We start from the raw sequence: 24,499 nt of genomic DNA, 5'->3' as shown, positions 1-24,499 counted from the left end.
CTTTTTAGCGATATTGATAGTAGGAGTAAATGTGTATATAAGCTCTATGGACAATCCCGATAGAAATTTGATGAACAAATTTCCATACACTGGGCGTTGATGAACTTGAAGTATCATTTATACTATTTTTAGAGCATTATTGTGACTAAACTTAACACTGAATTAGTTATGAATTAATGGAATTAAAATGCCAAAAACGTCTTGGAGGTGTTGAATTTGGAGTTTAAGCCATACGTCCCGCCGGAAAAATCTTTACCTGAGTATACTGTTAGAGCGTTTATTTTAGGTGTGGTGCTCTCAATAATAATGGGTGCTGCAAACGCATACCTTGGTATGTATGCCGGTATGACAGTTAGTGCCAGCATTCCGGCTGCGGTCATATCTATGGCTATATTGATGGCATTTAAAGACAAAAACATTCTCGAAAACAATATGGTTCAAACAGCAGCATCTGCAGGTGAGTCATTAGCGGCAGGTGTTATATTCACACTCCCGGCTTTGGTTGTTTTAGGTACTTACACTGAATTTCCGTACTGGCTTGTAACTATCATAGCGGCATTGGGTGGTTCACTGGGTGCCCTTTTCACAATAGTGATAAGAAGGGCTTTCATTGTTGAAGAGAGACTTCCATACCCAGAGGGTACAGCATGTGCCGAGGTTCTTATTGCCGGTGATAAGGGAGGTTCTCACGCAAAACCTATATTTGTGGGTGGTATCTTCGGTGGCCTCTACAAGCTCTTGGGGAGCTCAGGTCTTTGGGCAGGAACTATTGAGACAGCCAAGATGGTTGGTTCAAGGGTACTTTACTTGGGAAGTGACCTTTCAGCGGCTCTGCTTAGCGTTGGTTACATTGTTGGTCTCAACATAGCCTTTCTCGTGTTCCTCGGTGGTGCAATTGCGTGGTTTATAGCAATACCAATCTACGTTGCCAAAACGGGCAATCCGGATGGGCTCAGCGCTCTAGACCTTGCGTGGGTCACTTGGAGTACAAAAATAAGGTACATGGGAGTAGGGGCAATGGTCGTTGGTGGTCTCTGGAGCCTTGTAAAGCTTAGAGGTCCAATTTCGAGGGGTATAAAAGCTGGACTTGAGGCTACCAAGAGAAAGCAAAGCGGTGAAACAATCCTAAGAACTGAAGAGGACATGCCAATGACCACAGTATTGGTGCTTATTGCAGCCTTTGTCGTTCCATTGTTCCTTCTATATGCCCACATAATTAACTCCATTGGTGTAGCGGCAGTTATGGCATTAATAATGCTTATCGTGGGCTTCTTTGGGAGTTCAATTGCTGGTTACTTGGCCGGTGTTGTTGGTTCATCAAACAATCCAGTGTCGGGTATTACAATCATGAGCCTGCTTTTCACGGCATTGGTTCTTAAAGGCCTTGGACTCAGTGGAACAGAGGGCATGACAGCAACGATATTGGTAGCGGCTGTTATCTGTACAGCGGCGGCTATTGCTGGAGACACAATGCAAGATCTGGCAACGGGACACATTGTTGGAGCCACTCCAAAGAGGCAGCAGGTCTTTGAGGTAATAGGAACTTTTGCAGCGGCGTTAGTAATGGCTCCCGTGCTGAATCTACTCATAAAAGCCTACGGTATTGCCGGAACACCAACGGCTAAGGAGAATGCATTGGCTGCTCCACAGGCATTTCTTATGGCAAAAGTTACGGAGGGGGTATTTACTGGAACACTGGAGTGGAACATGGTCTTTATCGGTGTGGGAATTGCCATAGCCCTAATAATTCTTGACGAGATTTTGGCAATGAAAAATTCAAAGTTCAGAACACCGGTAATGCCCGTGGCAGTAGGTATCTACCTCCCGTTGAGCTTGGGCGTTCCTATCTTCATTGGAGGTCTCCTTAGATGGCTTGTAGGAAAGACAAGAGGGGCAAAGGCTGAGGAGAAGCCAACAGATGCGGGGGTACTTGGAGCGGCTGGACTGATAGCTGGAGAGGCTTTGATGGGCATAGTCTTTGCTGGCCTGATAGTTGCAAACAAAGCACCATCAATAGGCTTCAGCAGTAACTTCCTTGGAGTAGCCTTCCTTGTGCTTATAGCAGTGTGGCTCTACCTCACAGGAAAGAAAGAAGTTGAATGACCTTCTTTCTTTTTTTAGCTTATTGTTTTTGAAGCAAAATTACTTTAAGGAGAGACTAAAAATCAAAATGGTGATGCAAATGGATGTGGAGGTTATTTTTAAGGAGATTGAATCTCTAAGAGAAAACATGGTTGATACTTTGGTTGGGCTTATTAGGATTCCGGCGGTTAGTCCTGATAGTGGGGGTGAGGGGGAGTACGATAAGGCTCAAAAACTCTTGGAGATAATCAAGGACTGGCCTTTTGATAAGATTGAGCGTTATGATGCCCCTGACCCAAGGGCCAAAAATGGGGTAAGGCCAAACATTCTGGCATACTATTATGGTGAGCAAAGGGAAAAAAGCCCGAGGCTCTGGATTTTAACTCATTTAGACGTTGTTCCCCCAGGGGATTTGAGCAAGTGGACTGTGACGAAGCCTTTCGAGCCAGTTGTGAAGGATGGTAAGGTTTATGGCAGGGGTAGTGAGGATAATGGGCAGAGTTTGGTTGCTTCTCTCTATGCCGTTAGAGCCTTGATGAACCTTGGGATAAGGCCCAAAAGAACAATAATCCTTGCCTTTGTGAGTGACGAAGAGACTGGGAGCAAGTACGGTTTGGAATGGTTAATGAAGGAACACCCAGAACTGTTCAGAAAAGACGACCTGGTACTAGTTCCAGACGGCGGGAACGAAGAAGGAACATTTATAGAAATCGCCGAGAAAAGCATTCTTTGGATGAAAATCAAGGTCAAAGGAAAGCAGGTCCACGCGAGCATGCCGGGATTGGGATTAAACGCTCATAGAGTTGCCCTAGAGTACGCAAAAACTCTTGATGATCTCCTTCACGAGAAGTACAGTGCAAGGGATGAGCTCTTTGATCCTCCGGAGAGCACTTTCGAACCAACTATGGGCGGGAACCCAAGCGATGCTCCCAACATAGCTCCGGGTGAGCATGAAGTTGTCTTTGATTGCAGGGTCTTGCCCCAATATAACTTGGATGACATCCTAAACGATGCTCAAGAGCTTGCTGGGAAAATTGGAGAGAAATACAAGAAGGAGGTTAATGGTGAAGTTCTGCCGAAGATTGAGATAGAGGTTATGCAGAGGCTTGATGCCCCAGCTCCGACTCCAAGGGACAGCGAGATTGTTAAGCTCTTGCAAAAGGCCATAAAGGAGTTTAGAGGAAAGGAGCCCAAAATTGGAGGCATCGGAGGAGGGACATTTGCAGCCTACTTCAGAAAGCTTGGTATTCCGGCTGTTGTATGGGCAACGCTTGACGAGACCGCCCATCAGCCAAACGAATATGCAAAAATAGACAACATGGTGGAAGACGCAAAGATCATGGCGGCTCTGGCGCTTCTCTGACGTTCTTTTTTCATTTAACTTTAACCGTGGTTGAAACTATTGAGAAGATCTTCAAGGCTGATCACCCGTTCATCTTCCTTATTCACGACAGGGAAAGCGATACAATACTCTTTATGGGAAGACTCGCAAACCCAAAGGGGTGAGCTTTTAAATACTTTTTCCAACTTTCTTCCATGCCTTCATGGAAAGATGGGAAACTCGGACTGCCGGTTAGGGAGGCAATTAAAATCTTCCCCGAGCTTGAGAAATACCTTGATGAAAAGGGCAGGTTAGATTTATCGGATAGAAGGGCGAGAATGTTATATAACAAAGCAATTGCAAAGGCAGTTTTTGGCATTGAAGTCGAATACCACACGAGAGGACTTATCACAACTCCGATTTCTCGTTTTATCTTCCTAAAGACTTTCCTAAGGGGTGGAGAAAAAGTTCTGGAGATAGGAACTGGACATTCTGCCTTAATGGCGATCATGGCAGATAGACTCTTTAAGTGTGATGTATGGGCAACTGAAGTAGATGATGAGTTTTTTGAGTACGCCAAGAGAAATATAGAGCAAAACAAATCCAAAGTAAAACTGATAAAGAGCAACGGGGAAATTATTGAGGGTTTGATACCAAAAGGAGAAAAATTCGATGTGATATTCTCGGCACCTCCCTACTATGAGACCCCAACGAGGGGCGTTTTAACAGAGAGGGAAGGCGTTGGCGGCGGAAAGCACGGCGAGGCTTTCTCCGTAAGGCTGATTGGGGAGGCACTCGAATATCTCAACCCGAGGGGAAAGGTAGCCCTCTTCCTTCCGGACAAGGAAGCATTGATAAATGCCATAGCCAAAAAGGGCGAGGAACTCGGCTACTCGGTCAGGGACGTTAAATTTAAGGCCGGGACGAGGTGGAGGCACAGCCTCATACTACACAAGCCCTAAGAAGGCCCTAAGGGTTATCGAGTTTTTCGATAGTTCCACCATTACCCGCGCCGTTTGGTCATTTGAATGACCAAATATGAAAGAATTTTGGTAAACGAAATGAACAAAAGGAAGGGACTCAGACCGTGGGCGTCTCAGCACTCACGCCGGTCTCAGAGGAGGTGCTTTCTCCTCATCGTCCCTTCGGTTACTTCATTTCTTCCACGTAAAGGAACAAACATTTTAGGTATTCGGTATCTTTTGAGGCCATCAATATTGGATGGTCTGGTGCTTGGGTTCTATAGGGCTCAAGGAGTTTTAGAAACTTCCCTGCTTTTGCTGCAGCGGCTATTATCATGTCCTTAAACATCTGCATATCAACATGCTGGGAGCATGAGGCAGTGACCAATATACCACCATCCTTGACCAGCTTTAATCCCTGATAGTTTACGTTGAAATATGCTCTAAGTCCTCTCTTAAGATCTTTCTCGTGCTGCACAAAGGCTGGAGGGTCTAAGATTACAATGTCAAATTTTTCTCCCATTTTCTGCAGTTTTTCCATAACCTCAAATGCCGAACCAACAATAAACTCCATCCTATCCTCAACACCGTTAAGCTTGGCGTTCTCTTTTGCTTGTTCTATTGCCGATGGGGACTTATCAACTGCAATAACCTTCTCTGCCCCTGCAACTGCAGCATGAATTGCAAAACCTCCTGTGTATGTGAACACATCGAGCACCTTCTCTCCGCCTTTGATGTACTTTTCCAAGGCAATTCTATTCTCCCTTTGATCCAAAAAGAACCCAGTTTTTTGACCCCTCATATCCACGATGAACTTGGCCTTTCCTTCCTCAATAATCGTGCGGTATTTTTCTTTTCCAAGCAAGACTCGCTCTATCTCCGGTAAACCTTCCCTTCTTCTTGACCTTCCGGTATTTTTCTCAAAAACCGTTTCGATTTCAGGTTCTACTTCAAGAATTGCTTCTGCAACATCGAGCTTGAACCGTTCCATTCCAGCGCTTGAAATCTGGAGAGATGCTATATCGTTAAATCTATCCACAATCAAACCCGGCAGATAGTCTGCTTCTCCGTAAACCATCCTATATGCCTTGTCATACCCTAAAACTTTTTTTCTGTACTCGTTTGCCTTTCTTATACGTTCTTTGAACAAGTCTTTGTTTATCTCTACATCTCTCTCCTTTGTAATTAGCCGAACCATTATATTTGAGTTTGGATTGGCAAATCCTTTTCCTAAGAATTTTCCTCCTCGAGAATAAACCTCCACTATGTCCCCAGGTTTAATCTCGCCTTCTGTTCTTATCACACCTTTTTTAAAAACAATCATTGCTCCTTTTTCAATTGCTCTGTAGGCTTGAGCATCAACATACACTTTACCCATTTTTCTCACCCTTCCAAAGTTGAGGCGATAGGTATTTAACCATTGATCCCTATATATTCTATTGGGTGAGTTCTATGAACTTAGAGGTAATAAAAGAGTTTCTGGATGCAATTGGAGCAGACTATACAGAGGTGGAAGGGGAGATACATTTAGCCCCAGAGGTTTTTTATGAAGTTTGGAAGTATATAGGAGAACCTGACATCAAAAAGTATGTGATAGAAGACGAAGTTGTTGAACCCGGTTCATACGATCCTCCGGAGATGAAATACACTGATGTTAGGAGGATTAAAATCAAGAAAGCATATTTCGAGACACTTGAAGGAGTTAAGGTTGTTACTGATTACAATGAATTCCAGAGGATATTGAAGGGGAAGAGGGAAGAGCTTTAGTTTTTTATCTTTTTTGTGGTTTAACTTATCATTATTTTAAGCATTAAAACGCCCATACAGGTTGTTCGCTTTATTCTAAGAATGGTGGCACTGGCTCCTATTAGTGTGGCCGTTAAAAGGACCATTAATCCAAGCAGCCCGTCGAAATAAAGAGATGCGGCTATTATAAAAAGTAGTACCCCCCGATTTAGTGTTGTGTAGTCGATTTTTGATATTGCTCTCCCAAGCACCTTTGAAAGCCTTACACCGTAGAGATTGGCAATATTGCTGGTTATTATAGTTACAAGCAGCAGAATTAGTAGCTCTTTAGAGCTTAGGGGATAGTAAAGGTCTTTAATTAAAACTAAGATACCGTTTCTGGTTTTTCCAGTTGCGTAAAAATTTACGAGACTGAAAATGAAATTTGATGTGTTGACTGAGAATGCTATTGTTAAAAATGTACGTTCATCTTTTGAGAGAAAGCTCCCTAAGAGCGCAGCTTGAGAGGATGTGAAGGTCGGTAGAAGAGAAGCCAGCATTCCAAAAAATGTCCCAATAAATGAGAACTTTAAAAACTTCTTTTTTGGCATCTGAATTTTTGAATCCCCTATCTCAATCTTTTGACTGTTGTTCAGGGAAAATAGTATTGCAGGAACTCCAAATAGTCCAACAAAAACATGAAAATATGGCTCCCTAAGAGGAATCCTATCAACAACGAGTCCAAATATTCCAGAAAGGATAAAAATTAGAAGGGCATATATCCGTTTCATACCTTTTTCTGTGATTATGAGAAAGAGGGCCAGTAAAAACACAGCAACTTTCCCAAGAAAAGTTGTGTAATATTTTGCCAATAAAGCGTAGGGAAATGCTAGGATAACAGAGAATATTGCAGCTAAAAGACTCGCTTTTAAAGATATGTTTATAACTTCAAGAGCTCGGCCTTGAAGGGCAAGTTTGTGGGCTGGAAGAACACTTATTGCTGTTTCTTCTTCTGGAATGCCAAAGAATGTTGATGGAAATGCATCCAAGAACGTGTGCGTTAATCCCATTGAATAGAGGAGTACCACATACGAAAAGTCTCCTGTAGAAATCAGAAAACTTCCAACAATAGAAGCTAGGGTGTTGACATGCAAAGCCGGTGTAATTCCTGTTATTGTACCAAATAAAATACCTAACATGGCCCATCTAAGCATACGTCATCACTCGAGGGTATTTCAAAAGCAGGTGCGCCTCGATATGTAGTATAGAAACCAAAAGCTGTAAGTGTTTCATTGACTTCCGGATGGACTCCGAGAGATTTGGGTAACTTAACCAGTATCCAGCAGTTTTCGTTGGTAACGTTAGCGAGCCCAAATCCGTTTTTGTATCTTTTTATCCATGTCACTCTTCCCTGTATTTTTAATGGAATGCCAGAGATTGGATTGCAGATTGAATTCGGGAGTTCTTCTCTCGGAATTCTGATCATACACCTAATACAGTATAGGGAATTCTTTCTTCTTATGCTGTAGAACTCTATGATGTCTCCAAAGTTGGCCGGGAATCCATACAATTTTAGTTCTGTACAGTTTAGGCCTAAGGCAATGCCATCTTTTGTGACCTGACATACCCCATGTGCTATCTCCCCAATTGTCTCTTTTCCAACAGGCACAGTTTTTGCTTTTCCAATGACTTTTACATCGCTGGGAGAGTTAGCATAGATAGTGAGTGTGGAGTAAAGCTTTGCAATTCCCGTTATTTCAACTTCATCGCCAAGTTCCAGCTTGGTTTTGTAGGGCAAGTATGCGTTAATCTCTTCGCTTCCGTTCCATATTGTTATAGGGGTTACATTACTAATTACAACTCCTTTAATTCTGAAGGGCATTCCATCTATAGGCATTTTCAAAAGCCCCTTAGGAATGTAATCAACAACATGGAATCTGTCTCCATAGAAAAGCCCATAAACCTTGACTTTTTCTCCTTTGGTGACATTTAAGCACTTGCTTAGTTTGATTCTCTGAGGTGTTAAAAGATAACACGAAGAGTCTTTCCAGAATGCTCCTTCGAGAGACTCTAGCTTCAAGGTGCTTTTGGAGGATTCCTCTATCCTTAGGACTTCTACAGTGCGTTTTGATTCATCAAGAAGTTTACCTATGACTCTGTAACTTTTGTCAATTTTCAGAGTCTCGTATAGGATGATCGTATCGTTTCCATCGTATAGAACGCTAAAGCCCTCTTGTGAATAGACACAAATACCAGTAAAGTTCACCAGACTTCCTTTCTCTGCTTTTTCTAATGGTACTGGATCGCTGGCGTCTACTCCTATTAGGTAAAGTAACAAGATAGAGAGAAGAGAGGCTGCTATTAAAACTATTTCAAGTTTTGTTAGTTTAATCATGATTATTAGTAATAAATGCTAAGTTAAAAAATTTTATGGAGGGTGGGTATTCAAATCGTGCCTACAAACTTTGACTCTGCAGTACGATTCCATTCTCTGTTATTTCGTAAGGAATCCAAGAAAGAACATGACGTGTTCTTCTCATCCCGTAGACTCTCAAATACCTTCTCAAAGTCTTTTCTTCCTCAAATAACTTCATCTCTATGATTCCATCCACTATCGCTTTGATTATTGTTTCAACGTGGGGTTCTTCCACTCCTGAATTCATTTCTATTATCCACACTTGCTTGTTTTTATGGGCGAATGCTTTCAGATCTTCCAGGAACTTATATATCTGCCTCTTTTCAGCTTCAAAGAACATGGGGGTCAAGGACGAAACTGTTCCAATTACCGGGGGATTATCAACGTTGGGATTGTCTAAAATTATCTTGGTTGTTAAATCTTTTATTATATCTACTACTTGAGAGGTATCCCTAATATCTGGTATTACCTCCTCCGTAAATGAGAATTTTGGCCCACCACGCAGTCTTTGGGTATATGCATCGAGGATATAGAGCTTATCGTTTAAATATCCCATTAATCCCCATCCAAAATCTAGTGCATTGCTTATGAATTCATATCTGGAAACATCGACGAGAAGTCCTATAACATTCGCCCCAGAGATAAGCTGATTATACATAAACTGGGTTATAAAAGTGGTTTTACCTGATTTTGGATCTCCAATTAACAAAACAACACTACCCCTTGGTATTCCCCCCATTAATAGGGGGTCGATTATACCCGTGGGAACTCGTTCTACTCTTTCTTCTATTTCCCCTTGGGTGGAAAAACCTAACTCTATATTCAACATGGCCCCTCCCTTTTCAGTAAATTTCACCACTGGGATATACAACAACTCCGCGATCAGTTATCTCAAAGGGATATTTTCTCATAGAATGCCTGGTTCCCCTCATCTTTCTGATGAGAAGATAACGTTTAAGTTCTATATTTTTCTCTTGAAGATCGAGAATAACAACACCCCTTGCGATATACTCCTCTATTCCATATCTGCTTATTCTTCCAGCTTTTGGATCTGGAGCCTCTGTGGTTATGAGTGTTGTGACGCCCATTTCAAGAAGGATTGTGTTTAACTTTAAGAGAACTCCTCTAATTTCTCTCTCGTCTTGAAGTCTAAAGGCTAGGGAGGGAATAGAATCGATAGCAAGTCTTTTCGCGTTTATTGCCTTAACAACCCGGTATATGTACCTCAAAAAGTTATCCACGTTAATCCTATCTTCCAAAACAAATCTTTCTTCAGAGGGTATTCCAGAAATTGCGCTAACACCATCTACAACTGCTATTAATCCTTCCTTTTCGTATTTTTTGAAGTCCCATCCGAACTGTGCCATCTCTTTCCTGATGTCTTTCGCTCTCTCTTCCAAGGTTACTAAGACTCCCGGCTCTCCATATTCTTCTGCGCCTTTGTATATATATTGGGCCACAAAAGTAGTTTTTCCGGTTCCAGTGCTACCTGTGATAAGGACGGTTGATTCCTCGGGGAATCCCCCTCCAATTAAATCATCGAATCCTGGGATTCCACTCTTCACCCTCCTCCTAGAAAAATCGTCTACCATAATGAATCACCCTTTAGCGTACTTTGCGCTCTTTATTCGTCTACTAAATTTACTACCCTTTAAAATATAAGGTTTTTGGATATTCATGCCCGGGTATGCCTGTGATGTTGTAAAATTTCTAACAAGTTGATAAACCTTTACGATAATTTACCAACAAAAGAGTTTTATTGTGAAATGAATAGTATTCTAAAAGGTGAGCCAATGTTGGATCCATTCGGGAGACGGGCCCAGGAGTTGTTGAATGAATTTGATACCATTAACGAGCTACTTGAGATTATCCCTAACTATTTGGACATGGAACTGGCTCTAGAAAGAGTTCGGTGGGTGAATACCGGTAGAATCCCAGATTATCTGCTAACTTTGAATGATTGGAAGGATTTGATAAGCTTTTATGCTCTTTTAGGCGCTTTGGCATTTTCTCCCTACGGGGTGGAGATGGAACTGGTTAGAGAGGCAAACTTAAAGATATATCTGAGGAAGATAGAATTGTCGGAAAGCTTTGAGGAGCTTGCACTTCCCTTGGAGAAAACATCGGAGAATGAAATTCCGAAGAGGGACAAGACAATAATTGAGAAAACTCTTCATGAAGAATTGCCCCCCGAAGAAAAGGATAAAATAATCCTCAAATACAAGATACCTCTAAAAGAATTCCTTTCCTTGAATGAAGGGTCTCTTAAAGATTTTTACATAAGAAAGGGGTATGTGTATTTAAACAGAGCGCAAGTGATTGAGCTGTGGAAGAAGAGCTTTGAGAAAAACCTTGAAAAAGCTGTTAACATTCTTTATGATATCAGAGAAGACTTACCTCACTACTACGTGGAACTTTATTCTAGGCTAAGTGAGCTTGCCCGGGAATACTTTAAAGAAAGGGTTGAGAAATTCAACACCACCGCTCAGCCTTTGCATTTTGATCTCTTTCCTCCATGTGTTAAAATAGCCTTGGGTGGAGTTCCAAGCGGATTGAGGAACTATGCCATAACAGTATTACTGACCTCTTTCTTAAGCTATGCCCGAATATGTCCTAACCCTCCCAAGAGGGACGTTAAAGTGAAAGACTGCGTTAAAGATCTAAAGGTAATAAAGGAAGAAATTTTACCCTTGATAATTCAAGCGGGCAATAGATGTAAGCCGCCCCTCTTTCAGGATCAGCCAAATGAGATTAAGAACATATGGTATCACTTGGGTTTTGGCTATACGCTGGAACCGAGTTTAGAGGACAGTGGAAATTCAACGTGGTATTTCCCTCCTAATTGTGAAAAAATACGCTCTAGTGCTCCTCAGCTCTGCAAGCCAGATAAAGACTGCAGGTACATCAAAAATCCATTGACTTACTATCTGAGAAAACTGTATTTAAGTAAAAAGAAAGGTGAAGGTGAAGAGAATGAGCACTCTATTTAGGGAAGTCAGCAAAGAGGAGAGGATAAAATACTACTCAGAGGAATGGAGTTCAAAGAAAATTCCAAAGTTTATTTTGGATACCCTGGAAAGTAGAGAGTTTGGGTTCGATCATACCGGTGAAGGCCCCAATGACAGAAAAAATGTATTTCAAGATGTTAAAGACCTGGAAGATTATGTAAGAATTACAGCTCCCTATTCAATCTACTCCAGCGTGGCACTGTATAGTGATCCAAAAAATATGGGTGGCTGGCTCGGGGCGGAACTGGTTTTTGACATAGATGCAAAGGATCTTCCCTTGAAGAGGTGTAATCATGAAGCAGGTATGGTATGTCCGATATGCCTTGAAGATGCCAAGGAATTAGCCAAAGATACCCTCGTTATTCTAAGAGAAGACTTTGGATTTGAGAACATCCACGTTGTTTATTCTGGGAGAGGTTATCATATTAGGGTTTTAGATGAGTGGGCACTTGAGTTAGATTCAAAAGCTAGAGAAAGGATTTTGAGCTATATTTCCAGTGCTGAAGAAGTTACTTTCGAAGATATTCAGGAAAGAAAAATATTGTTGTCTTCGGGTTATTATAGGGTTTTTAGATTGAGGTTCGGTTATTTTATTAAGAGAATCTCTGAATATCACTTGAGGAACATTGGTTTGAATAAGAAACAAATCAGCATGATAATGGAGAACAGGGATGAGATTTATGAGAATTTTGCAAGAAAAGCTCTATTGACGGCCTTCCCACAGGGAATTGGATACAAGACCCTTTTAAGATTGTTTAGCTTATCTACAACATTTTCAAAAGCATACTTTGATGGGAGGGTAACTGTTGATGTAAAGAGGATTTTTCGTTTGCCTTCTTCTCTTCATTCAAAGGTAGGTCTCATTGCCACATATATAGGTAACCGTGAGAGAGATCTAGAGTCCTTTGATCCCTTTAAAAACGCCGTTCCTAAGTTTAGAGAAAAAGAAGTCAAAGAAGCCTACGAGGCATGGAAGGAGAGTATGGAGGACAATTTATGATCTCCGGACGGGTTAAAATAATAGTCTCTATGGCTATATGGGGAAGTGTGGGAATTTTTGCTAGGTATTCAAATCTGAGCGGCTTAAAGTTGGCATTTTATAGAGTGCTCCTAGGTAGCATTATCTTTTTGTTTTTCTATACTCTTAATGACTCTGGATGGATCAAAAAGGCGTTCTCGAGAATAAAACCCAAAGTGCATTTGGTATTTTTATTAGGAGCTGTGCTCGGATTAAACTGGGTGTTTTTCTTTTCGGCCGTTTTGTACACGGATATAGCGAAGGCAACACTCATTTATTATTTAGCTCCAGTAATAGTTGTTATGCTGTCCGCAACATTTCTTAAAGAGGAGATAACAATAAAAAGAGCTATTCTTATTTTAATAGCCTTTTTAGGAGCCTTTGTAATAGGAACTCAGGGAGAGATTTCCCTCAAAAGTAAAGATTTTCTGGGAATAACTTTTGCATTTTTAGGAGCTTTATTTTATGCCGGTGTAACCATCTTGGGCAGATACTTAAGGGACATCGAAAGCTCGTATTTAACGTTTTTTCAGCTCTTTTTTTCTATGTTAGTTCTTTTTCCTTTAGTAGTGGTTTTTGATGGATTAGAGGCCTCTACTTACTCCTTATCTGTTGTTGGGATTATTGCGATAGTTCATACTGCATTTGCTCTTCTAATTTACATGGATGGTCTTAAGGAAGTGGAAGCAAATGAAGCGGCTCTTTTGGGCTATATCGATCCTCTTAGTGCGATTGTCTATGCACTGCTAATCCTTGGGGAAGTGCCCACTTTAAGAACAATAATCGGAGGAATCCTAATTTTGATGGCTTCTATTTTGGATTTAAAAATGAGGTGAGGGGGCTATAGCCCGCCTTCTGTAGTAAGGGACATTCGACTGAGCGGCCTACCACGGGGCTCACACCGGGAACTCATTGCCCCTCTCTCGGCCTTGCACCCCGCGGGACGGCCGTTTCACCGTTCCCCCCGGGATTGTCTGCGGGTTAACTCGGCTCCCGTCGCCGGGAACCTTCACCGCTTTCATCCACATCTCCCGAAGGGCGTGTCGTTTCTGCGCCGTTGCCCTCCCTTCCGGGAGGTGCCTTGCGGCACCGCGGTCCCGGTGCGGTGGGCGGAACTTCCTCGGGTTTAATACCCGACAGTCCCTGCCCCCTCACCGTGTTAAAATTAAAGAAAGAAATTATAAAGATTTGGTCATTTTTTGGGTAGCTCCCTGTACTCTTTAATCTCCGGCTTTTTTGGCTTTTTGAACTTGCCTAATGGGGATTTCCTCTTAGGTTTGGATCGCTCTCTTTTTCTTCTCGGCTTTCTGGATTTTGAGTAGTAGCCAAACAGAAGCAGGAAAAGCAGTATAGGCAATGCTATTGCAATAACATAGTATTTTGTTGAAGTTTCTTTGGGGGGAATGGAGCTGGTGGAAGAGCTTGTTAATGAAGAAGAGCTTTGGGTTGAAGAGGTGGTTGTAGAGCTTGGAAGCTCCAGTTTTAATTTTCCATTAACCTTCTGCTCTTTCCCCATACTTTCCAGAGAAATTTCGTAGCCTATTTCTCCCAGAGGAACTTCTACGGTAAACTCTATTTCATTATCCCATGGGAGTAATACAAGATCTTTGGAGCCTTTTACTATCGTACCGTTAGTGCCAAAAAAGCTGTAGGATAGGATTCCTCTTATCTCGTCGGGGTTTTTGTTGCTAATTTCTACTAAAAACTTAACCTGTCCTTTATCTGGAGCTGGGGAGATCATCTTGTAGGAGACCTTATCAATCTTTGGGTATGCCAATATATCGTAGCTGGAGGAGCCTTGGTCGAGTTCTATTCTTCCAAAAGAGACCCTTCCTATTATTTTCTTGTTACCTGGGGATAGCGGAGGTAGGGGTATTTTTGCAATGTTACTGCCTTTATTGAGTGTGATCTCTTTGGTTTGGTTGTATATATGCTCATTGTTGGCTCCATACACTTCAATGCTGAGATTTACAAGAATAGACCTCTCAGATAATATAGTAAAATACACAGTATTGGGCTCATCTTCCATTGTCTGGGTTTTTTCTAGGGAAATTTCCACCAGATCAACTCCAAAGGATATATGAAAATCTTTTGAGAACAAATACGTTCCTTTTGGATACGTAAGGGTGTATGTTAGTTTGTAGTGGCCGGAAGGAAACTCGTATGAGATTGGGATGTTTACTTGAACTAAGTTTTCTCCCGGAGTTAAGCTTACCTCCATGTCCTTTTTGAGGTACTGATTCCCATCCTTTTCTAAGTATACACTTCCTTTTACAAACACAGGGGAATTTTTGAGGTTATAAACCGTTGAACGTATTTCCAAAGTCTCTCCATTTAATACGTGGAGAACTGGGGCACCGCGCTCTTTTATTTGTACAGTGGTTTCTTTGAATATCAGTGGGCTGTCCGTAACCTCAAGTGAAATGGGAACCGTGATAATGCTTATCTCCCCTGAATTCGAAAATCCCCAAAGGACCACGAAGAGGTTATATTTGCCAGATTTTACACTTTCATTGACATATACCTTGTATCTTAAAGTTCTTGTTTCGCCTGGTTTCCAATACGTATATAGAACTCCGGGAGATACAATTTCCCCTGTCGATTTGTAGATTTCAAGTTTAATTCCGGAAACTTCTCTATTGTTTTCATCTACTGTGTAATATCTACTATAACTTACTACTTGAAACTCTCGGTCTCCATTGTTTACAATGGTAAGGGTTCCTTCCCTATAGTCCCCTGAGACTACAATGATGTTGCCTTCCAGCGTTGAGAAAAACAAGTATTGGGAAGACACCAACGAGGAAATAATCAATAGTGCTATGATAGTTAGGATAACCTTCTTCATAGCTCTTCCCCTAGATAACTTGTAATTAGATAAATATAAAGCTTCACATTATAAGCAATAAGATGCCTAAGAGTGTGAATATTGTAAAAAACAACAAACTTATTCGGTATAACGGCAATTTCGAAAACTGGTTTCTAACTAGTGCGGCTATCATGATAAGTAAAACCCCGTAAAAAGTAGCAAATATTCCGAGTGCTTTCTTCATGTCAACGTGTAAAATGAGAAGGATGCCCAGTATTGCTCCAGCAAAGACTGTTATTTGGGGAATCGTGAACATGTAATAGTGAAGTAAGATTTTGTTTTCGTCCATTTCCCTTCTCCCCTTACTCAATTATAAACGCATACGTTGTTGTCGTGGGTAACTTTTTTCTAATTTCTGGGATGAGGTAACGAGGAAGCATCACCTCATTTTTTTCCTCCAAGATGTCATACGTCCCGAGTATTTTCTCAATAACCTTGACTGCAGTTTTCTCCCTAACCCTAAAGTAGCCGTGCCATGTAGGGGCAATTTCAAGTATTATTGGCAGGTAAAGGGATCCATATTCATTGCTATCAAGTAAAGTGCTAAGATACTTTAATTCGTCCTTTTTAAAAAAATGGAACTGGCCATCTCTAAGCTGTACTTTGGGCTCGTCTTCTTCGAGGAGAGTTTTGAGGTTCTTTCTGCTTTTGGGTAAGTGGAAATTTAGCCGGGAAAGTTCTTTTTGGATTATCTCGTCTTCTTTAGACATGTTGGTATTCTTTTTGAAGGAGAATAAAAAACTTTCTTCGGGACGTTTTTGACAATAATAAGTCAAATTTTTCATTAAATACAGCGATTTTTAGACATATATGTGATAAAACTGCGATCATTTGACATTTTGCCAATAGTTCAGTAGAAAAGCTTATATTATAAACATTGTATAGATTTGTGTGTTTAATACTGAAAATATCACCAAAAAGGTGAGATGAAAATGAACGAGATTAAATCCCTTATCCAACGTGATTCAAACAAACCTAAATTCTTACAGCTAATTTTCGTTGACATAAATGGAGTTCCAAAAGGAATGGAAGTTCCAATTGAGAGGTATGAAGAAGCGATTACTGATGGAATATCCTTTGACGGCTCTTCAATTCCGGGTTTCCAAGGAATAGAGGACAGTGACCTTCTTTTCAAAGCAGATCCAACCACCTATGTTGAAGTTCCTTGGGAGGGAGTTGCAAAGGTATTTGGGTATATATACAAAGACGGCAAACCTTACCATGCTGATCCCAGGAAGATATTGAGCTCAGTAGTGGAAGAACTGAAGAAGAGGGGGATAACAGCTTATATAGGTCCCGAACCGGAATTTTACCTCTTTGAAAAGAACGGCTCGTGGGAGCTCAAGCTTCCTGATGGGGGAGGGTATTTCGATCTTGTTAATCTGGACAAAGCGAGGGAAATGAAGAGAGTCATAGCCCATTATATGCCTGCATTCAAGTTAATCCCCGAAGTTCTACACCATGAAGTTGGTCCGGGACAGCATGAAATAGATTTTCGCTTTGCAGATGCATTAACAACTGCCGACAATATAGTCAGGTTCAAGTATTTGGTCAAAGCGGTTGCAGAAAGCTATGGTCTTTATGCTACCTTTATGCCAAAACCCCTTTTTGGCAAGCCCGGCAATGGGATGCATCTTCACATAAGTCTTTGGAAAGATGGGGAGAACATCTTCGTGGGAGAAAAAGGGTTAAGTGACGATGCCCTTTACTTCATTGGGGGCATTTTAAAGCATGCAAAAGCTTTAACGGCAGTAACTAATCCCACTGTTAACTCATATAAACGTCTTGTGCCTGGATATGAGGCTCCGGTATACATCTCTTGGGGGTACAAAAACAGGAGTGCTCTGATAAGGGTTCCTGCGTATGTGGGCAATGGGGCAAGAATAGAATACCGCTGTCCTGACCCAAGTGCTAATCCGTATCTTGCGTTTGCGGTTATCTTAATGGCAGGTATTGATGGAATAAAGCATAAAATCGAACCGTTTGCTTATGTGGAAGAGAACGTATATGAGATGGGAGAAAAAGAAAGGGATTCCCTAGGAATAGATGTTTTGCCCACTACTTTGGAAGAAGCCCTCGAAGAACTAAAGAGGGACAAAGTAGTCAAAGATGCCCTTGGAAAGGCTTACCACAACTTTGTGGAATACAAAATAAAGGAATGGAAGGACTATCTGGAATATCTGGAGAAAAAAGGGCTCGAAAGAAAAACAATAAAAGTCACAGAATGGGAACTTGAGCGCTACTTCTACATCTGACTTTTCTCTTTTCTCTCCTCCACTTGTAGTATAAAAGAGCCTAGGATTATTAATGCAGCTCCAATCATTTGTTTGGCCATTAGAGTCTCATGGAATATGAGGTAAGCAAGGACCAAAGCAACTACCGGTTCTACTGTGGCGATTATCGATGCTCTGCTGACTTCTATCTCCCTAAGCGCGGTGTTATATAAAATGTATGCTAAAAATGTTGGAAAAAACGCCAGTCCAAAAAGGTATGGCAAAGAGGAAATAGGGATTTCAAAATTCGAGAACGGCGATAGGAAAAGTGCTCCAAAACCTATTGTGTAAAGAAGGGCTTCTTCTGGTTTTTCATTTTTTACGGCGAGTTTTGCTAAAATTCCATATAAGGCGTATGTAAGTCCAGATAGAAGTCCTAATACTACAGCTAGCTTACTCAAACTTCCTTCGTTGGGATTAACAACCAGGAGAACTCCTATTATTGCCATTACAAGTGCTGCGAGCTTTGTGGAGGTGATTTTTTCACCAAAGATGAAGTATCCCAGTATCGTGGAATAAACCGGGGCGGAATACAGTAAAAGGACTGCCAACGATACTGATGAAATTTTAACAGTGTAAAAATACAGTATGTAAAACAAGAACACTGCAAAAAAACCATAAAACGCATAAAAAGGCAATCTGTTCTTTTTAATCTGAAGGCCTTTGGAGAGATTATAAACAAAGAGAAGGGCAAACGCTATCGATGCCCTATAGAAAGTTATTGTAAAGGGATCTAATCCGAAGCCATAGAGCAATTTAGCGAAAATCCCAAGGGTTCCCCACATACTCGCGGCTAAAAAGACGAGTATGTATCCCTTTTTCAATGTATTTCACCGTTAGATTTTTGGTCCCACGGGAAGTCTTCTCTTGTGTTCGCTTTTTTTGACTAAATATTCTACATGCTCAACTTTGTCTATTGGGAGATTTAGCTCTTCGGCGATTTTGTTCTTTTCCATTTTTAAATCTACCAATCTATAGAGGATTTCGTCTAAAAGTTTATAGCTAATTCCCAATTCATCTTCATCGCTTTGTCCTTCCCATAGGCCGGCACTTGGTTTTTTGGTTATTATTCTCTCTGGAACGCCAAGCCTTTTGGCAATTTCCCAAACTTCTGTTTTGTATAGGTTGATTAGGGGGGCATAATCACTTGCCCCATCTCCCCATTTTGTAAAGTATCCCGTCAAAAATTCGCTTTTATTGGAGGTTCCTAAAACAAGGTAGTTTCTTGAGTTTGCATGGGCATATAAGAGTATCATTCTGGTCCTTGCCATTAAATTACCCCTGGAAACTTTGTCAAGCTCAAAGCCAATGCTTTTTTCAAACGCATCCACGATTTCTTTTATGCTGATGAGTTTATGCTCAATTTCAAGTTTTTTGCAGACCAATAGGGCATCTTCAACGTCTTGGTTCATGTAGTAGGGCATTATAAGGCCAAGTACCTTCCCATTTCCAAGGGCTTTTGCTGCAAGATATGCTACAGTTGCACTGTCTACACCACCGCTAATCCCGATTACCACTCCCTTAGCTTTCGCTTCTTCTGTCTTCTCTTTTATAAATGAGACGAGCCTATTGATGACCTCTTCAAAATTTAGTTCTCTCATTTTTTAACCTCCTTTTAAGTCTTCCATGAACCTTACGTATCCTATAAGACTTAAGACACTCCCCACCAGCATTGAGATAAAAGCTATCCATGCTAAAGAAGAATAGGGGTATTGAACCCCTTCCACATCGTACACATAAGAAACATTTCCGCTCTCTACATTTATCTGTGGCTGAGAAAGGGGATTTAACGTTACAGAATTATTGTTTAGCCTATATGCATCAACCTTGTTCCCATGAACAATGATCACCGATGCGTTTTGGGAATACAACATGAGGGTTCTATTGTTTATGAAATACTCTTTTTCAAATTGGGAATCTCCGATTAAATACTGGCCCTGTTGTAAGTTTCCATGCCAATTACCACTCTTTGGGACTCCATACATAGAGATGAAAGCGAGTATTATAGCCAAGAATAAAAAAAGCAACCCTGCTTTTATTAGGGGATATCTAAGTGCGTCTTTAAAAGTTGCCATCACATCACCCACAAGGATTTTCAGAAACAAAAATAAAAAGATTGGGTTAAGAACAGATTAGATCTTCCCAGCCAGCCAGCATTCTACCCAGTGGTTGTGCTCGTATTCTATTAATTGTGGGTGCTTGACATCGCAGAGTCCTTTCTCCATGTACAGACATCTCGGATGGAACCTACAGCCTGGTGGGATATTTGCAGCATTTGGAACTTCACCTTTAATTGGTACCTCCTTGATTATGTTTCTTCTCTCTGGGATTGGCTCCGGCACTGCTGCAAGTAATGCTCTTGTATAGGGGTGTATAGGATTGTCAATTACCACCTTTGCAGGCCCCATCTCAATAATTCTTCCTAGGTACATGACCGCAATGTGGTCTGCAAAGTATCTGGCTGTTGATAGATCGTGGGTGATGTAGAGGTACGTAACACCCATCTTTTCTTTGAGCTCTTTCATCAATTCAAGGATTTCTGCTCTAATTGAGACGTCAAGCATCGAGACTGGCTCATCTGCCACTATGAACGTTGGGTTAAGTATCAAAGCTCTTGCAATAGCTACTCTCTGTCTCTGTCCTCCAGAGAGCATGTGCGGGTGTCTGCCCACGTAATCTTCAGGGGGAACGATTTTAACCATCTCAAGTGCCTTGTAAATAAGTTCTTCTCTTTCTGCTTTTGTCTCACCGATTCCGTGAATTAAGAGTGGTTCTTCTAATACGTCGTATATTCTGAATCTCGGGTTCATTGAGGAGAACGGATCCTGAAAGACCATCTGGACTTTTCTTCTATACGCCTTAATCTCCTCTTGAGTTTTGAGTTCTGTCACATCCTGCCCTTCAAGATAAATTTTTCCATCTGTTGGTTCTAATAGCTTCATTACTAGTTTTCCAGTGGTAGTTTTTCCACATCCGCTCTCTCCTACCAGTGCAAAGACTTCTTGCTTATAAACCTCAAAGCTAACGCCATCTACCGCTCTGACGAACCTGGGGGGCTCTCCTCTAAGTCCCGCTAGTAGGCCTCTCTTAATTGGGAAGTACTTCTTGAGGTTCTCAACCTTTAATATTGGTTCCGCCATTTTTCATCCCTCACAACAACCAGCATGCAGCATAGTGATCTTTCTCAATCTCTTTCAGTTCTGGGATTTGTTCCTTACATTGTTGCATTGCGTATGGACATCTTGGGTGGAAGCGACATCCACTGGGTGGGTTTATTAGGTTGGGTGGTTGTCCGGGTATAAACTCGAGCCTCTCGACGTCCTCATGTAACCTTGGGATTGCAGCTAGGAGTTTTTGAGTGTAGGGATGAGCTGGCTCATAGTATATCTTTTCGCTGTCTCCAATTTCTACTATTTTTCCTGCATACATTATTGCTACTCTATCGCTTATCTCTGCAAGAATGCTCAAATCGTGTGTGATGAATATCATCGATAGACCCAGTTCTTTTTTCAGCCTCTTCATGAGGTTTATGATCTGAGCTTGGACAACCACATCTAAAGCTGTCGTTGGCTCATCCGCAATGATGACTTCTGGTTCGAGGAGCAGTGAAGTAGCAATAACAACTCTCTGCTTCATTCCACCACTGAGCTCGTGTGGATATCTATAAACTATTTCGGGAGCAAGTCCAACCAGCTCTAGGTATTTCATAGCCCTATCCAAGGCTTCTTCCTTCGTCATACCTTTGTGGTATATTAATGGTTCTATCATTTGATATCCGACAGTGTAAACTGGATTTAGGGCGTTCATGGCACCCTGGAATATCATTGAGATTTTCTGCCATCTAATCTCTCTCCTGAGAACTTCCTCAGGCAATCCAACGATCTCTCTGCCATCTATTTTTATGCTTCCGCCAACAATTTTTCCTGGAGGTGTTGGCATTCCCATTAAAGTAAATCCAAGAGAAGATTTCCCACATCCACTTTCGCCTGCTAGGCCCAAAACTTCACCCTTTTTGAGCTCAAATGAGATGTTGTCAACTGCTCTCACAGGTCCTCTTGAAGTGAAATAGTACATTTTAAGATCCTTAACTTCAATTACATTCTTGGCCATTTTATCCACCTCACAGCCTCTTCAGTCTTGGGTTGAGTACTCTATCGAGTGAGATACCAATCAACACGAAGGTGAATGCCACTAATGTAATTGCCAGTCCTGGTGGAATAACCCACCACCAGTACCCGTTAATTGTAGCACTCTGGGTCTGCGCATCGTAGAGTATTTGTCCCCACGTAACTGCAGTTGGATCACCTAATCCAAGGAAGCTGAGTGATGCTTCAGTTAAAACTGCACCGGGAACGTTAAGGGCCATTGCTGCAAATGCATATGGCATAATCTGGGGCATTATGTGTTTGAAGATAATTCTTCCAGTACCGGCACCGAGGGCAATTGCGGCTTCCACATAAGTTTGTTCTTTAATCTGCAGTGCCATACTTCTGGCGACCTTTGCAATTCCCGTCCAGTAGAATGCAACCATTAGAAAGACTATTGTCCAAAGGCTAACGTGCCCCTTGAACGCAGCGCCGAGGAGGATAAGTATTGGTAGTGTTGGAATTGAGGCCCAGAATTCGTTAACTCTCTGCATGAACTCATCTTTCCATCCACCGAGATAAGCACTTGTAACTCCATAAAAGATACCTATGAGGACCGTAAGAACTGCTACTGTAACACCTACCGTGAGGGATACTCTTGTTCCCCACACAAGGCCTGCCCAGAGGTCTCTAGCCTTATAATCGGTTCCCATTAACCCATAAGTTCTTCCTGAGAGGATGACCTGCGTGGTGCTTAAATCTATTTGATCTCCTTCTGTGAATGTAAAGATTTCTACTTGGAAGGTATATGTTCCCTCAAGAGCTTCGGGGTTTGTTAGAATGCCCTCTTGGGCTTTGGCAAATATTACTTTCATGGTATCCATCGTGTTCTTTAGAGTCTCCCCACCTTCTGCGATCGTCTCAGGGTTTTCAAATTGAGATGCCCATTGGAATACCGCGGCTTTAACTTTTCCATCTTTTGCTAATTGATATATGGAGCCCTCTCTTAGGTCAGTGTTTAGGAGCTCTATCTTGTTTCCGTCGGGTCTCATCACCGTAACAACGATCTGAGCAGGGGAGTTTATGTTTGCCAGCTTAACTCCAATGTCTTTTATTATGATGTCTGATGGAGGTATGTCGTAATTGTTCTCGTAAGTGAATTCAAAGCTACAGTACTTCATTCCTCCACCAATGTCTTGCCCATTGGCGGTTATCTTGAGGTCATTTGCCGTTAAAACTTCGTGAGGGGCAAGCTCTTTTGTTGTGAAGTAGTTATACCAAACAGGGGGCACTGTTACGGGGTTTCCTTCCCAGTATTGTGTCCACTTCTGGGGGATGTCTGGCTCGGTTATGTATGGAGCTGCAAGGGCGGTGAGTATCAACAGGAAAAGCAATGCTAGTCCAAATAATCCACCTTTTTGTCTTCTAAATTCAAGCCAGAAATCCTTTAAGCTCTCCTTTACATCAACCCATCTCATGGTTCTTCACCTCATGTTTGCTGGGATGCACCAACTTTGACTCTTGGGTCTAGATATCCATAAGCCAAATCTGCAATGATCATTGCTATCAAATATAATGCCACTGTAACGAAAGTTACACCCATTAACAATCTAGTCTCGTTTTGCTGCAAAGCGGTCCAATACAATCTTCCCATTCCTGGCCAGTTGAAAACGCTCTCGGTAATAATGGCACCACCTATTGAACCAAGAAGGCTGAATATTGTCATTGTTACTATTGGCGGAGCTGAAGCTCTGAGGGCGTGACCGTAAATGACTTTTCTTTCAGGAACACCCTTTGCTCTTGCTGCCATGATGAAGTCTTCCTGCATTGTACCAATCATGATATTTCTTGTTGTCCAGGCCCATCCACCAAACAGAACGAAGATTATTGTGGTCACTGGAAGAATCATATGGTAAAGGACGTCAAGGTAATATGCAAAGCCTTCCTTGGGTGGCATTGAAGTCATTCCACCACTTGGGAACCAGCCCATCTTGAATGAGAATATTAGAATCATCATCATTCCGAACCACCACATTGGGATACTGCTTGTGACCATTGCTATTATGGATACTCCCCTGTCCAATATGCTTCCTGCCATCTGTGCTGCTTTTACACCCAAGAGGAGACCTATTAAGATAACAAAGATTTCTGCTGTTGTGAACAAAATGACGGTTCTTGGGATCGCCTTTGCAATTATCTTACTAACTGCAGTTTCACCAAAGATTGGCGATTTTGTATTTCCAAAATTGAGGGTTAATGTGTCTTTTGTTCTTTCTATTACTCTGACCCAAAACGGCTTGTCTAATTCATACACACGAATAAGTCTGTTATATTCTCTTTGATACCATTCTTGGAGCTTTTCTGGATCTGCGGCTAATTGTTTTTGAAGTTCAGGATTCGATCTAAGTTTGAGGTTTATTTGCTCTTGGATACTGGATTTTATGTCTTCCTCTGCAACTTTCGTAAAGAGCACTGAAACTAATAGTGTAACTAGAGCAAGAACCAGCACCGCGTTAAGGAGCCTAATAGCAATGTATTTCCCATATCCCAACTTACACACCTCCATTCAAATGTGTACATTGAGGCTTTTTATCATCCATCAACATTTTCAAGTTTGTAAAACTTTATATATTTTTCTATTCAGTCTGCGGTAAGGGGCTTATGAGCACAAACAGAGACATAGAAACACGCTTAAATGGCTATCAAAACGACACTTTTACATTACTGGCTGGATATGCATGCA

Annotated in this window: 24 protein-coding genes and 1 other RNA gene; 9 read left to right on the top strand and 16 right to left on the bottom strand. The window is 41.6% G+C overall.

Annotated features, from left to right (window positions below; genetic code table 11):
- Positions 1-216: 216 nt before the first annotated feature.
- The 4 genes from ADU37_RS08940 to ADU37_RS08930 all read left to right on the top strand — a co-directional run bounded on the left by ADU37_RS08940 (position 217) and on the right by ADU37_RS08930 (position 4,365).
- A complete protein-coding gene (locus tag ADU37_RS08940) occupies positions 217-2,103 on the top strand; it encodes an OPT family oligopeptide transporter (RefSeq protein WP_058947253.1) in 1,887 nt (628 codons plus the stop codon).
- A 79-nt stretch (positions 2,104-2,182) separates the two neighbouring features.
- Positions 2,183-3,445 carry a M20 family metallo-hydrolase gene (locus ADU37_RS08935; RefSeq protein ID WP_394325712.1) on the top strand — a complete coding sequence of 421 codons (1,263 nt, stop codon included), beginning with the start codon at positions 2,183-2,185 and terminating at the stop codon, positions 3,443-3,445.
- Between the two features lie 26 nt (positions 3,446-3,471).
- Positions 3,472-3,588, top strand: coding sequence for a serpin family protein (locus ADU37_RS11355; RefSeq protein ID WP_238981959.1), 117 nt, complete (start codon positions 3,472-3,474; stop codon positions 3,586-3,588).
- A 30-nt stretch (positions 3,589-3,618) separates the two neighbouring features.
- Entirely contained in the window at positions 3,619-4,365 is a 747-nt protein-coding gene (locus ADU37_RS08930; RefSeq protein WP_058947252.1) for an RlmF-related methyltransferase, read from the top strand.
- 187 nt (positions 4,366-4,552) lie between these two features.
- Here ADU37_RS08930 and ADU37_RS08925 read toward each other — a convergent pair whose 3' ends face one another.
- Entirely contained in the window at positions 4,553-5,743 is a 1,191-nt protein-coding gene (locus tag ADU37_RS08925) for a class I SAM-dependent rRNA methyltransferase (RefSeq protein ID WP_058947251.1), read from the bottom strand.
- Between the two features lie 74 nt (positions 5,744-5,817).
- Here ADU37_RS08925 and ADU37_RS08920 point away from each other — a divergent pair, with 74 nt between their 5' ends.
- Positions 5,818-6,132: a DUF5748 family protein gene (locus ADU37_RS08920; RefSeq protein ID WP_058947250.1), complete on the top strand. Its 315-nt coding sequence runs from the start codon at positions 5,818-5,820 to the stop codon at positions 6,130-6,132.
- Positions 6,133-6,152: 20 nt separating this feature from the next.
- Here the strand turns inward: ADU37_RS08920 and ADU37_RS08915 are convergent, their stop codons facing one another.
- The 4 genes from ADU37_RS08915 to ADU37_RS08900 form a co-directional block, all read right to left on the bottom strand.
- The gene (locus ADU37_RS08915; protein WP_058947249.1) at positions 6,153-7,304 is read right to left on the bottom strand and encodes a tripartite tricarboxylate transporter permease; all 1,152 of its coding nucleotides are present in this window, start codon (positions 7,302-7,304) and stop codon (positions 6,153-6,155) included.
- Positions 7,283-8,485: a hypothetical protein gene (locus ADU37_RS08910; RefSeq protein WP_058947667.1), complete on the bottom strand. Its 1,203-nt coding sequence runs from the start codon at positions 8,483-8,485 to the stop codon at positions 7,283-7,285. The genes ADU37_RS08915 and ADU37_RS08910 overlap by 22 nt, the downstream gene beginning before the upstream one ends.
- Positions 8,486-8,546: 61 nt before the next feature.
- Complete coding sequence (locus ADU37_RS08905; protein ID WP_058947248.1) at positions 8,547-9,335, bottom strand: RAD55 family ATPase; 789 nt, start codon at positions 9,333-9,335, stop codon at positions 8,547-8,549.
- 13 nt (positions 9,336-9,348) lie between these two features.
- Complete coding sequence (locus tag ADU37_RS08900) at positions 9,349-10,098, bottom strand: ATPase domain-containing protein (RefSeq protein WP_058947247.1); 750 nt, start codon at positions 10,096-10,098, stop codon at positions 9,349-9,351.
- A gap of 201 nt (positions 10,099-10,299) precedes the next feature.
- Here ADU37_RS08900 and priL point away from each other — a divergent pair, with 201 nt between their 5' ends.
- The 3 genes from priL to ADU37_RS08885 are packed head-to-tail and all read left to right on the top strand — an operon-like array spanning position 10,300 to position 13,368.
- Complete coding sequence (gene priL, locus ADU37_RS08895) at positions 10,300-11,496, top strand: DNA primase large subunit PriL (protein ID WP_058947246.1); 1,197 nt, start codon at positions 10,300-10,302, stop codon at positions 11,494-11,496.
- Complete coding sequence (priS, locus tag ADU37_RS08890; RefSeq protein ID WP_058947245.1) at positions 11,480-12,514, top strand: DNA primase catalytic subunit PriS; 1,035 nt, start codon at positions 11,480-11,482, stop codon at positions 12,512-12,514. The genes priL and priS overlap by 17 nt, the downstream gene beginning before the upstream one ends.
- Positions 12,511-13,368: a DMT family transporter gene (locus ADU37_RS08885; protein WP_058947244.1), complete on the top strand. Its 858-nt coding sequence runs from the start codon at positions 12,511-12,513 to the stop codon at positions 13,366-13,368. The genes priS and ADU37_RS08885 overlap by 4 nt, the downstream gene beginning before the upstream one ends.
- Here the strand turns inward: ADU37_RS08885 and rnpB are convergent.
- The 4 genes from rnpB to ADU37_RS08870 form a co-directional block, all read right to left on the bottom strand.
- Positions 13,365-13,687, bottom strand: an RNA gene (gene rnpB, locus ADU37_RS10860) — RNase P RNA component. The two genes, ADU37_RS08885 and rnpB, sit on opposite strands and share 4 nt — an antisense overlap.
- Positions 13,688-13,724: 37 nt before the next feature.
- Entirely contained in the window at positions 13,725-15,377 is a 1,653-nt protein-coding gene (locus ADU37_RS08880; protein WP_058947243.1) for a hypothetical protein, read from the bottom strand.
- 43 nt (positions 15,378-15,420) lie between these two features.
- A complete protein-coding gene (locus ADU37_RS08875) occupies positions 15,421-15,687 on the bottom strand; it encodes a hypothetical protein (RefSeq protein ID WP_058947242.1) in 267 nt (88 codons plus the stop codon).
- 13 nt (positions 15,688-15,700) lie between these two features.
- The gene (locus ADU37_RS08870; RefSeq protein WP_058947241.1) at positions 15,701-16,108 is read right to left on the bottom strand and encodes a DUF61 family protein; all 408 of its coding nucleotides are present in this window, start codon (positions 16,106-16,108) and stop codon (positions 15,701-15,703) included.
- Between the two features lie 222 nt (positions 16,109-16,330).
- On the opposite strand from ADU37_RS08870, the gene glnA reads away from it, so the two are divergent.
- Entirely contained in the window at positions 16,331-17,653 is a 1,323-nt protein-coding gene (glnA, locus tag ADU37_RS08865; RefSeq protein WP_058947240.1) for a type I glutamate--ammonia ligase, read from the top strand.
- Here glnA and ADU37_RS08860 read toward each other — a convergent pair.
- From ADU37_RS08860 to ADU37_RS08830, 7 genes are read right to left on the bottom strand one after another with little or no spacing between them, the layout of a single operon-like run.
- Positions 17,644-18,495: a DMT family transporter gene (locus tag ADU37_RS08860; protein WP_058947239.1), complete on the bottom strand. Its 852-nt coding sequence runs from the start codon at positions 18,493-18,495 to the stop codon at positions 17,644-17,646. The genes glnA and ADU37_RS08860 overlap by 10 nt on opposite strands.
- Before the next feature lie 12 nt (positions 18,496-18,507).
- Positions 18,508-19,272, bottom strand: coding sequence for an NAD+ synthase (locus tag ADU37_RS08855; RefSeq protein WP_058947238.1), 765 nt, complete (start codon positions 19,270-19,272; stop codon positions 18,508-18,510).
- Between the two features lie 3 nt (positions 19,273-19,275).
- The gene (locus ADU37_RS08850; RefSeq protein ID WP_058947237.1) at positions 19,276-19,746 is read right to left on the bottom strand and encodes a hypothetical protein; all 471 of its coding nucleotides are present in this window, start codon (positions 19,744-19,746) and stop codon (positions 19,276-19,278) included.
- Positions 19,747-19,803: 57 nt separating this feature from the next.
- Positions 19,804-20,811, bottom strand: coding sequence for an ABC transporter ATP-binding protein (locus ADU37_RS08845; protein ID WP_058947236.1), 1,008 nt, complete (start codon positions 20,809-20,811; stop codon positions 19,804-19,806).
- Between the two features lie 10 nt (positions 20,812-20,821).
- Positions 20,822-21,781, bottom strand: a complete 960-nt coding sequence (locus tag ADU37_RS08840; RefSeq protein WP_058947235.1) for an ABC transporter ATP-binding protein — start codon at positions 21,779-21,781, stop codon at positions 20,822-20,824.
- 10 nt (positions 21,782-21,791) lie between these two features.
- A complete protein-coding gene (locus ADU37_RS08835) occupies positions 21,792-23,234 on the bottom strand; it encodes an ABC transporter permease (RefSeq protein ID WP_058947234.1) in 1,443 nt (480 codons plus the stop codon).
- A gap of 11 nt (positions 23,235-23,245) precedes the next feature.
- Complete coding sequence (locus tag ADU37_RS08830; protein WP_058947233.1) at positions 23,246-24,307, bottom strand: ABC transporter permease; 1,062 nt, start codon at positions 24,305-24,307, stop codon at positions 23,246-23,248.
- Between the last annotated feature and the right edge of the window lie 192 nt (positions 24,308-24,499).

The organism is Thermococcus sp. 2319x1 (assembly GCF_001484685.1).
Taxonomy (GTDB): domain Archaea; phylum Methanobacteriota_B; class Thermococci; order Thermococcales; family Thermococcaceae; genus Thermococcus_A.
Note: the sequence above shows the minus strand (reverse complement) of the source record. Positions and strands in the feature narration are given on the sequence as shown.

Coding starts and splice junctions, on each gene's coding strand:
- ADU37_RS08935 (WP_394325712.1), top strand. CDS start 2,183: ATGGATGTGGAGGTTATTTTTAAGGAGATTGAATCTCTAAGAGAAAAC.
- ADU37_RS08930 (WP_058947252.1), top strand. CDS start 3,619: ATGCCTTCATGGAAAGATGGGAAACTCGGACTGCCGGTTAGGGAGGCA.
- ADU37_RS08925 (WP_058947251.1), bottom strand. CDS start 5,743: ATGGGTAAAGTGTATGTTGATGCTCAAGCCTACAGAGCAATTGAAAAA.
- ADU37_RS08920 (WP_058947250.1), top strand. CDS start 5,818: ATGAACTTAGAGGTAATAAAAGAGTTTCTGGATGCAATTGGAGCAGAC.
- ADU37_RS08915 (WP_058947249.1), bottom strand. CDS start 7,304: ATGCTTAGATGGGCCATGTTAGGTATTTTATTTGGTACAATAACAGGA.
- ADU37_RS08910 (WP_058947667.1), bottom strand. CDS start 8,485: ATGATTAAACTAACAAAACTTGAAATAGTTTTAATAGCAGCCTCTCTT.
- ADU37_RS08905 (WP_058947248.1), bottom strand. CDS start 9,335: ATGTTGAATATAGAGTTAGGTTTTTCCACCCAAGGGGAAATAGAAGAA.
- ADU37_RS08900 (WP_058947247.1), bottom strand. CDS start 10,098: ATGGTAGACGATTTTTCTAGGAGGAGGGTGAAGAGTGGAATCCCAGGA.
- priL (WP_058947246.1), top strand. CDS start 10,300: ATGTTGGATCCATTCGGGAGACGGGCCCAGGAGTTGTTGAATGAATTT.
- priS (WP_058947245.1), top strand. CDS start 11,480: ATGAGCACTCTATTTAGGGAAGTCAGCAAAGAGGAGAGGATAAAATAC.
- ADU37_RS08885 (WP_058947244.1), top strand. CDS start 12,511: ATGATCTCCGGACGGGTTAAAATAATAGTCTCTATGGCTATATGGGGA.
- ADU37_RS08880 (WP_058947243.1), bottom strand. CDS start 15,377: ATGAAGAAGGTTATCCTAACTATCATAGCACTATTGATTATTTCCTCG.
- ADU37_RS08875 (WP_058947242.1), bottom strand. CDS start 15,687: ATGGACGAAAACAAAATCTTACTTCACTATTACATGTTCACGATTCCC.
- ADU37_RS08870 (WP_058947241.1), bottom strand. CDS start 16,108: ATGTCTAAAGAAGACGAGATAATCCAAAAAGAACTTTCCCGGCTAAAT.
- glnA (WP_058947240.1), top strand. CDS start 16,331: ATGAACGAGATTAAATCCCTTATCCAACGTGATTCAAACAAACCTAAA.
- ADU37_RS08855 (WP_058947238.1), bottom strand. CDS start 19,272: ATGAGAGAACTAAATTTTGAAGAGGTCATCAATAGGCTCGTCTCATTT.
- ADU37_RS08850 (WP_058947237.1), bottom strand. CDS start 19,746: ATGGCAACTTTTAAAGACGCACTTAGATATCCCCTAATAAAAGCAGGG.
- ADU37_RS08845 (WP_058947236.1), bottom strand. CDS start 20,811: ATGGCGGAACCAATATTAAAGGTTGAGAACCTCAAGAAGTACTTCCCA.
- ADU37_RS08840 (WP_058947235.1), bottom strand. CDS start 21,781: ATGGCCAAGAATGTAATTGAAGTTAAGGATCTTAAAATGTACTATTTC.
- ADU37_RS08835 (WP_058947234.1), bottom strand. CDS start 23,234: ATGAGATGGGTTGATGTAAAGGAGAGCTTAAAGGATTTCTGGCTTGAA.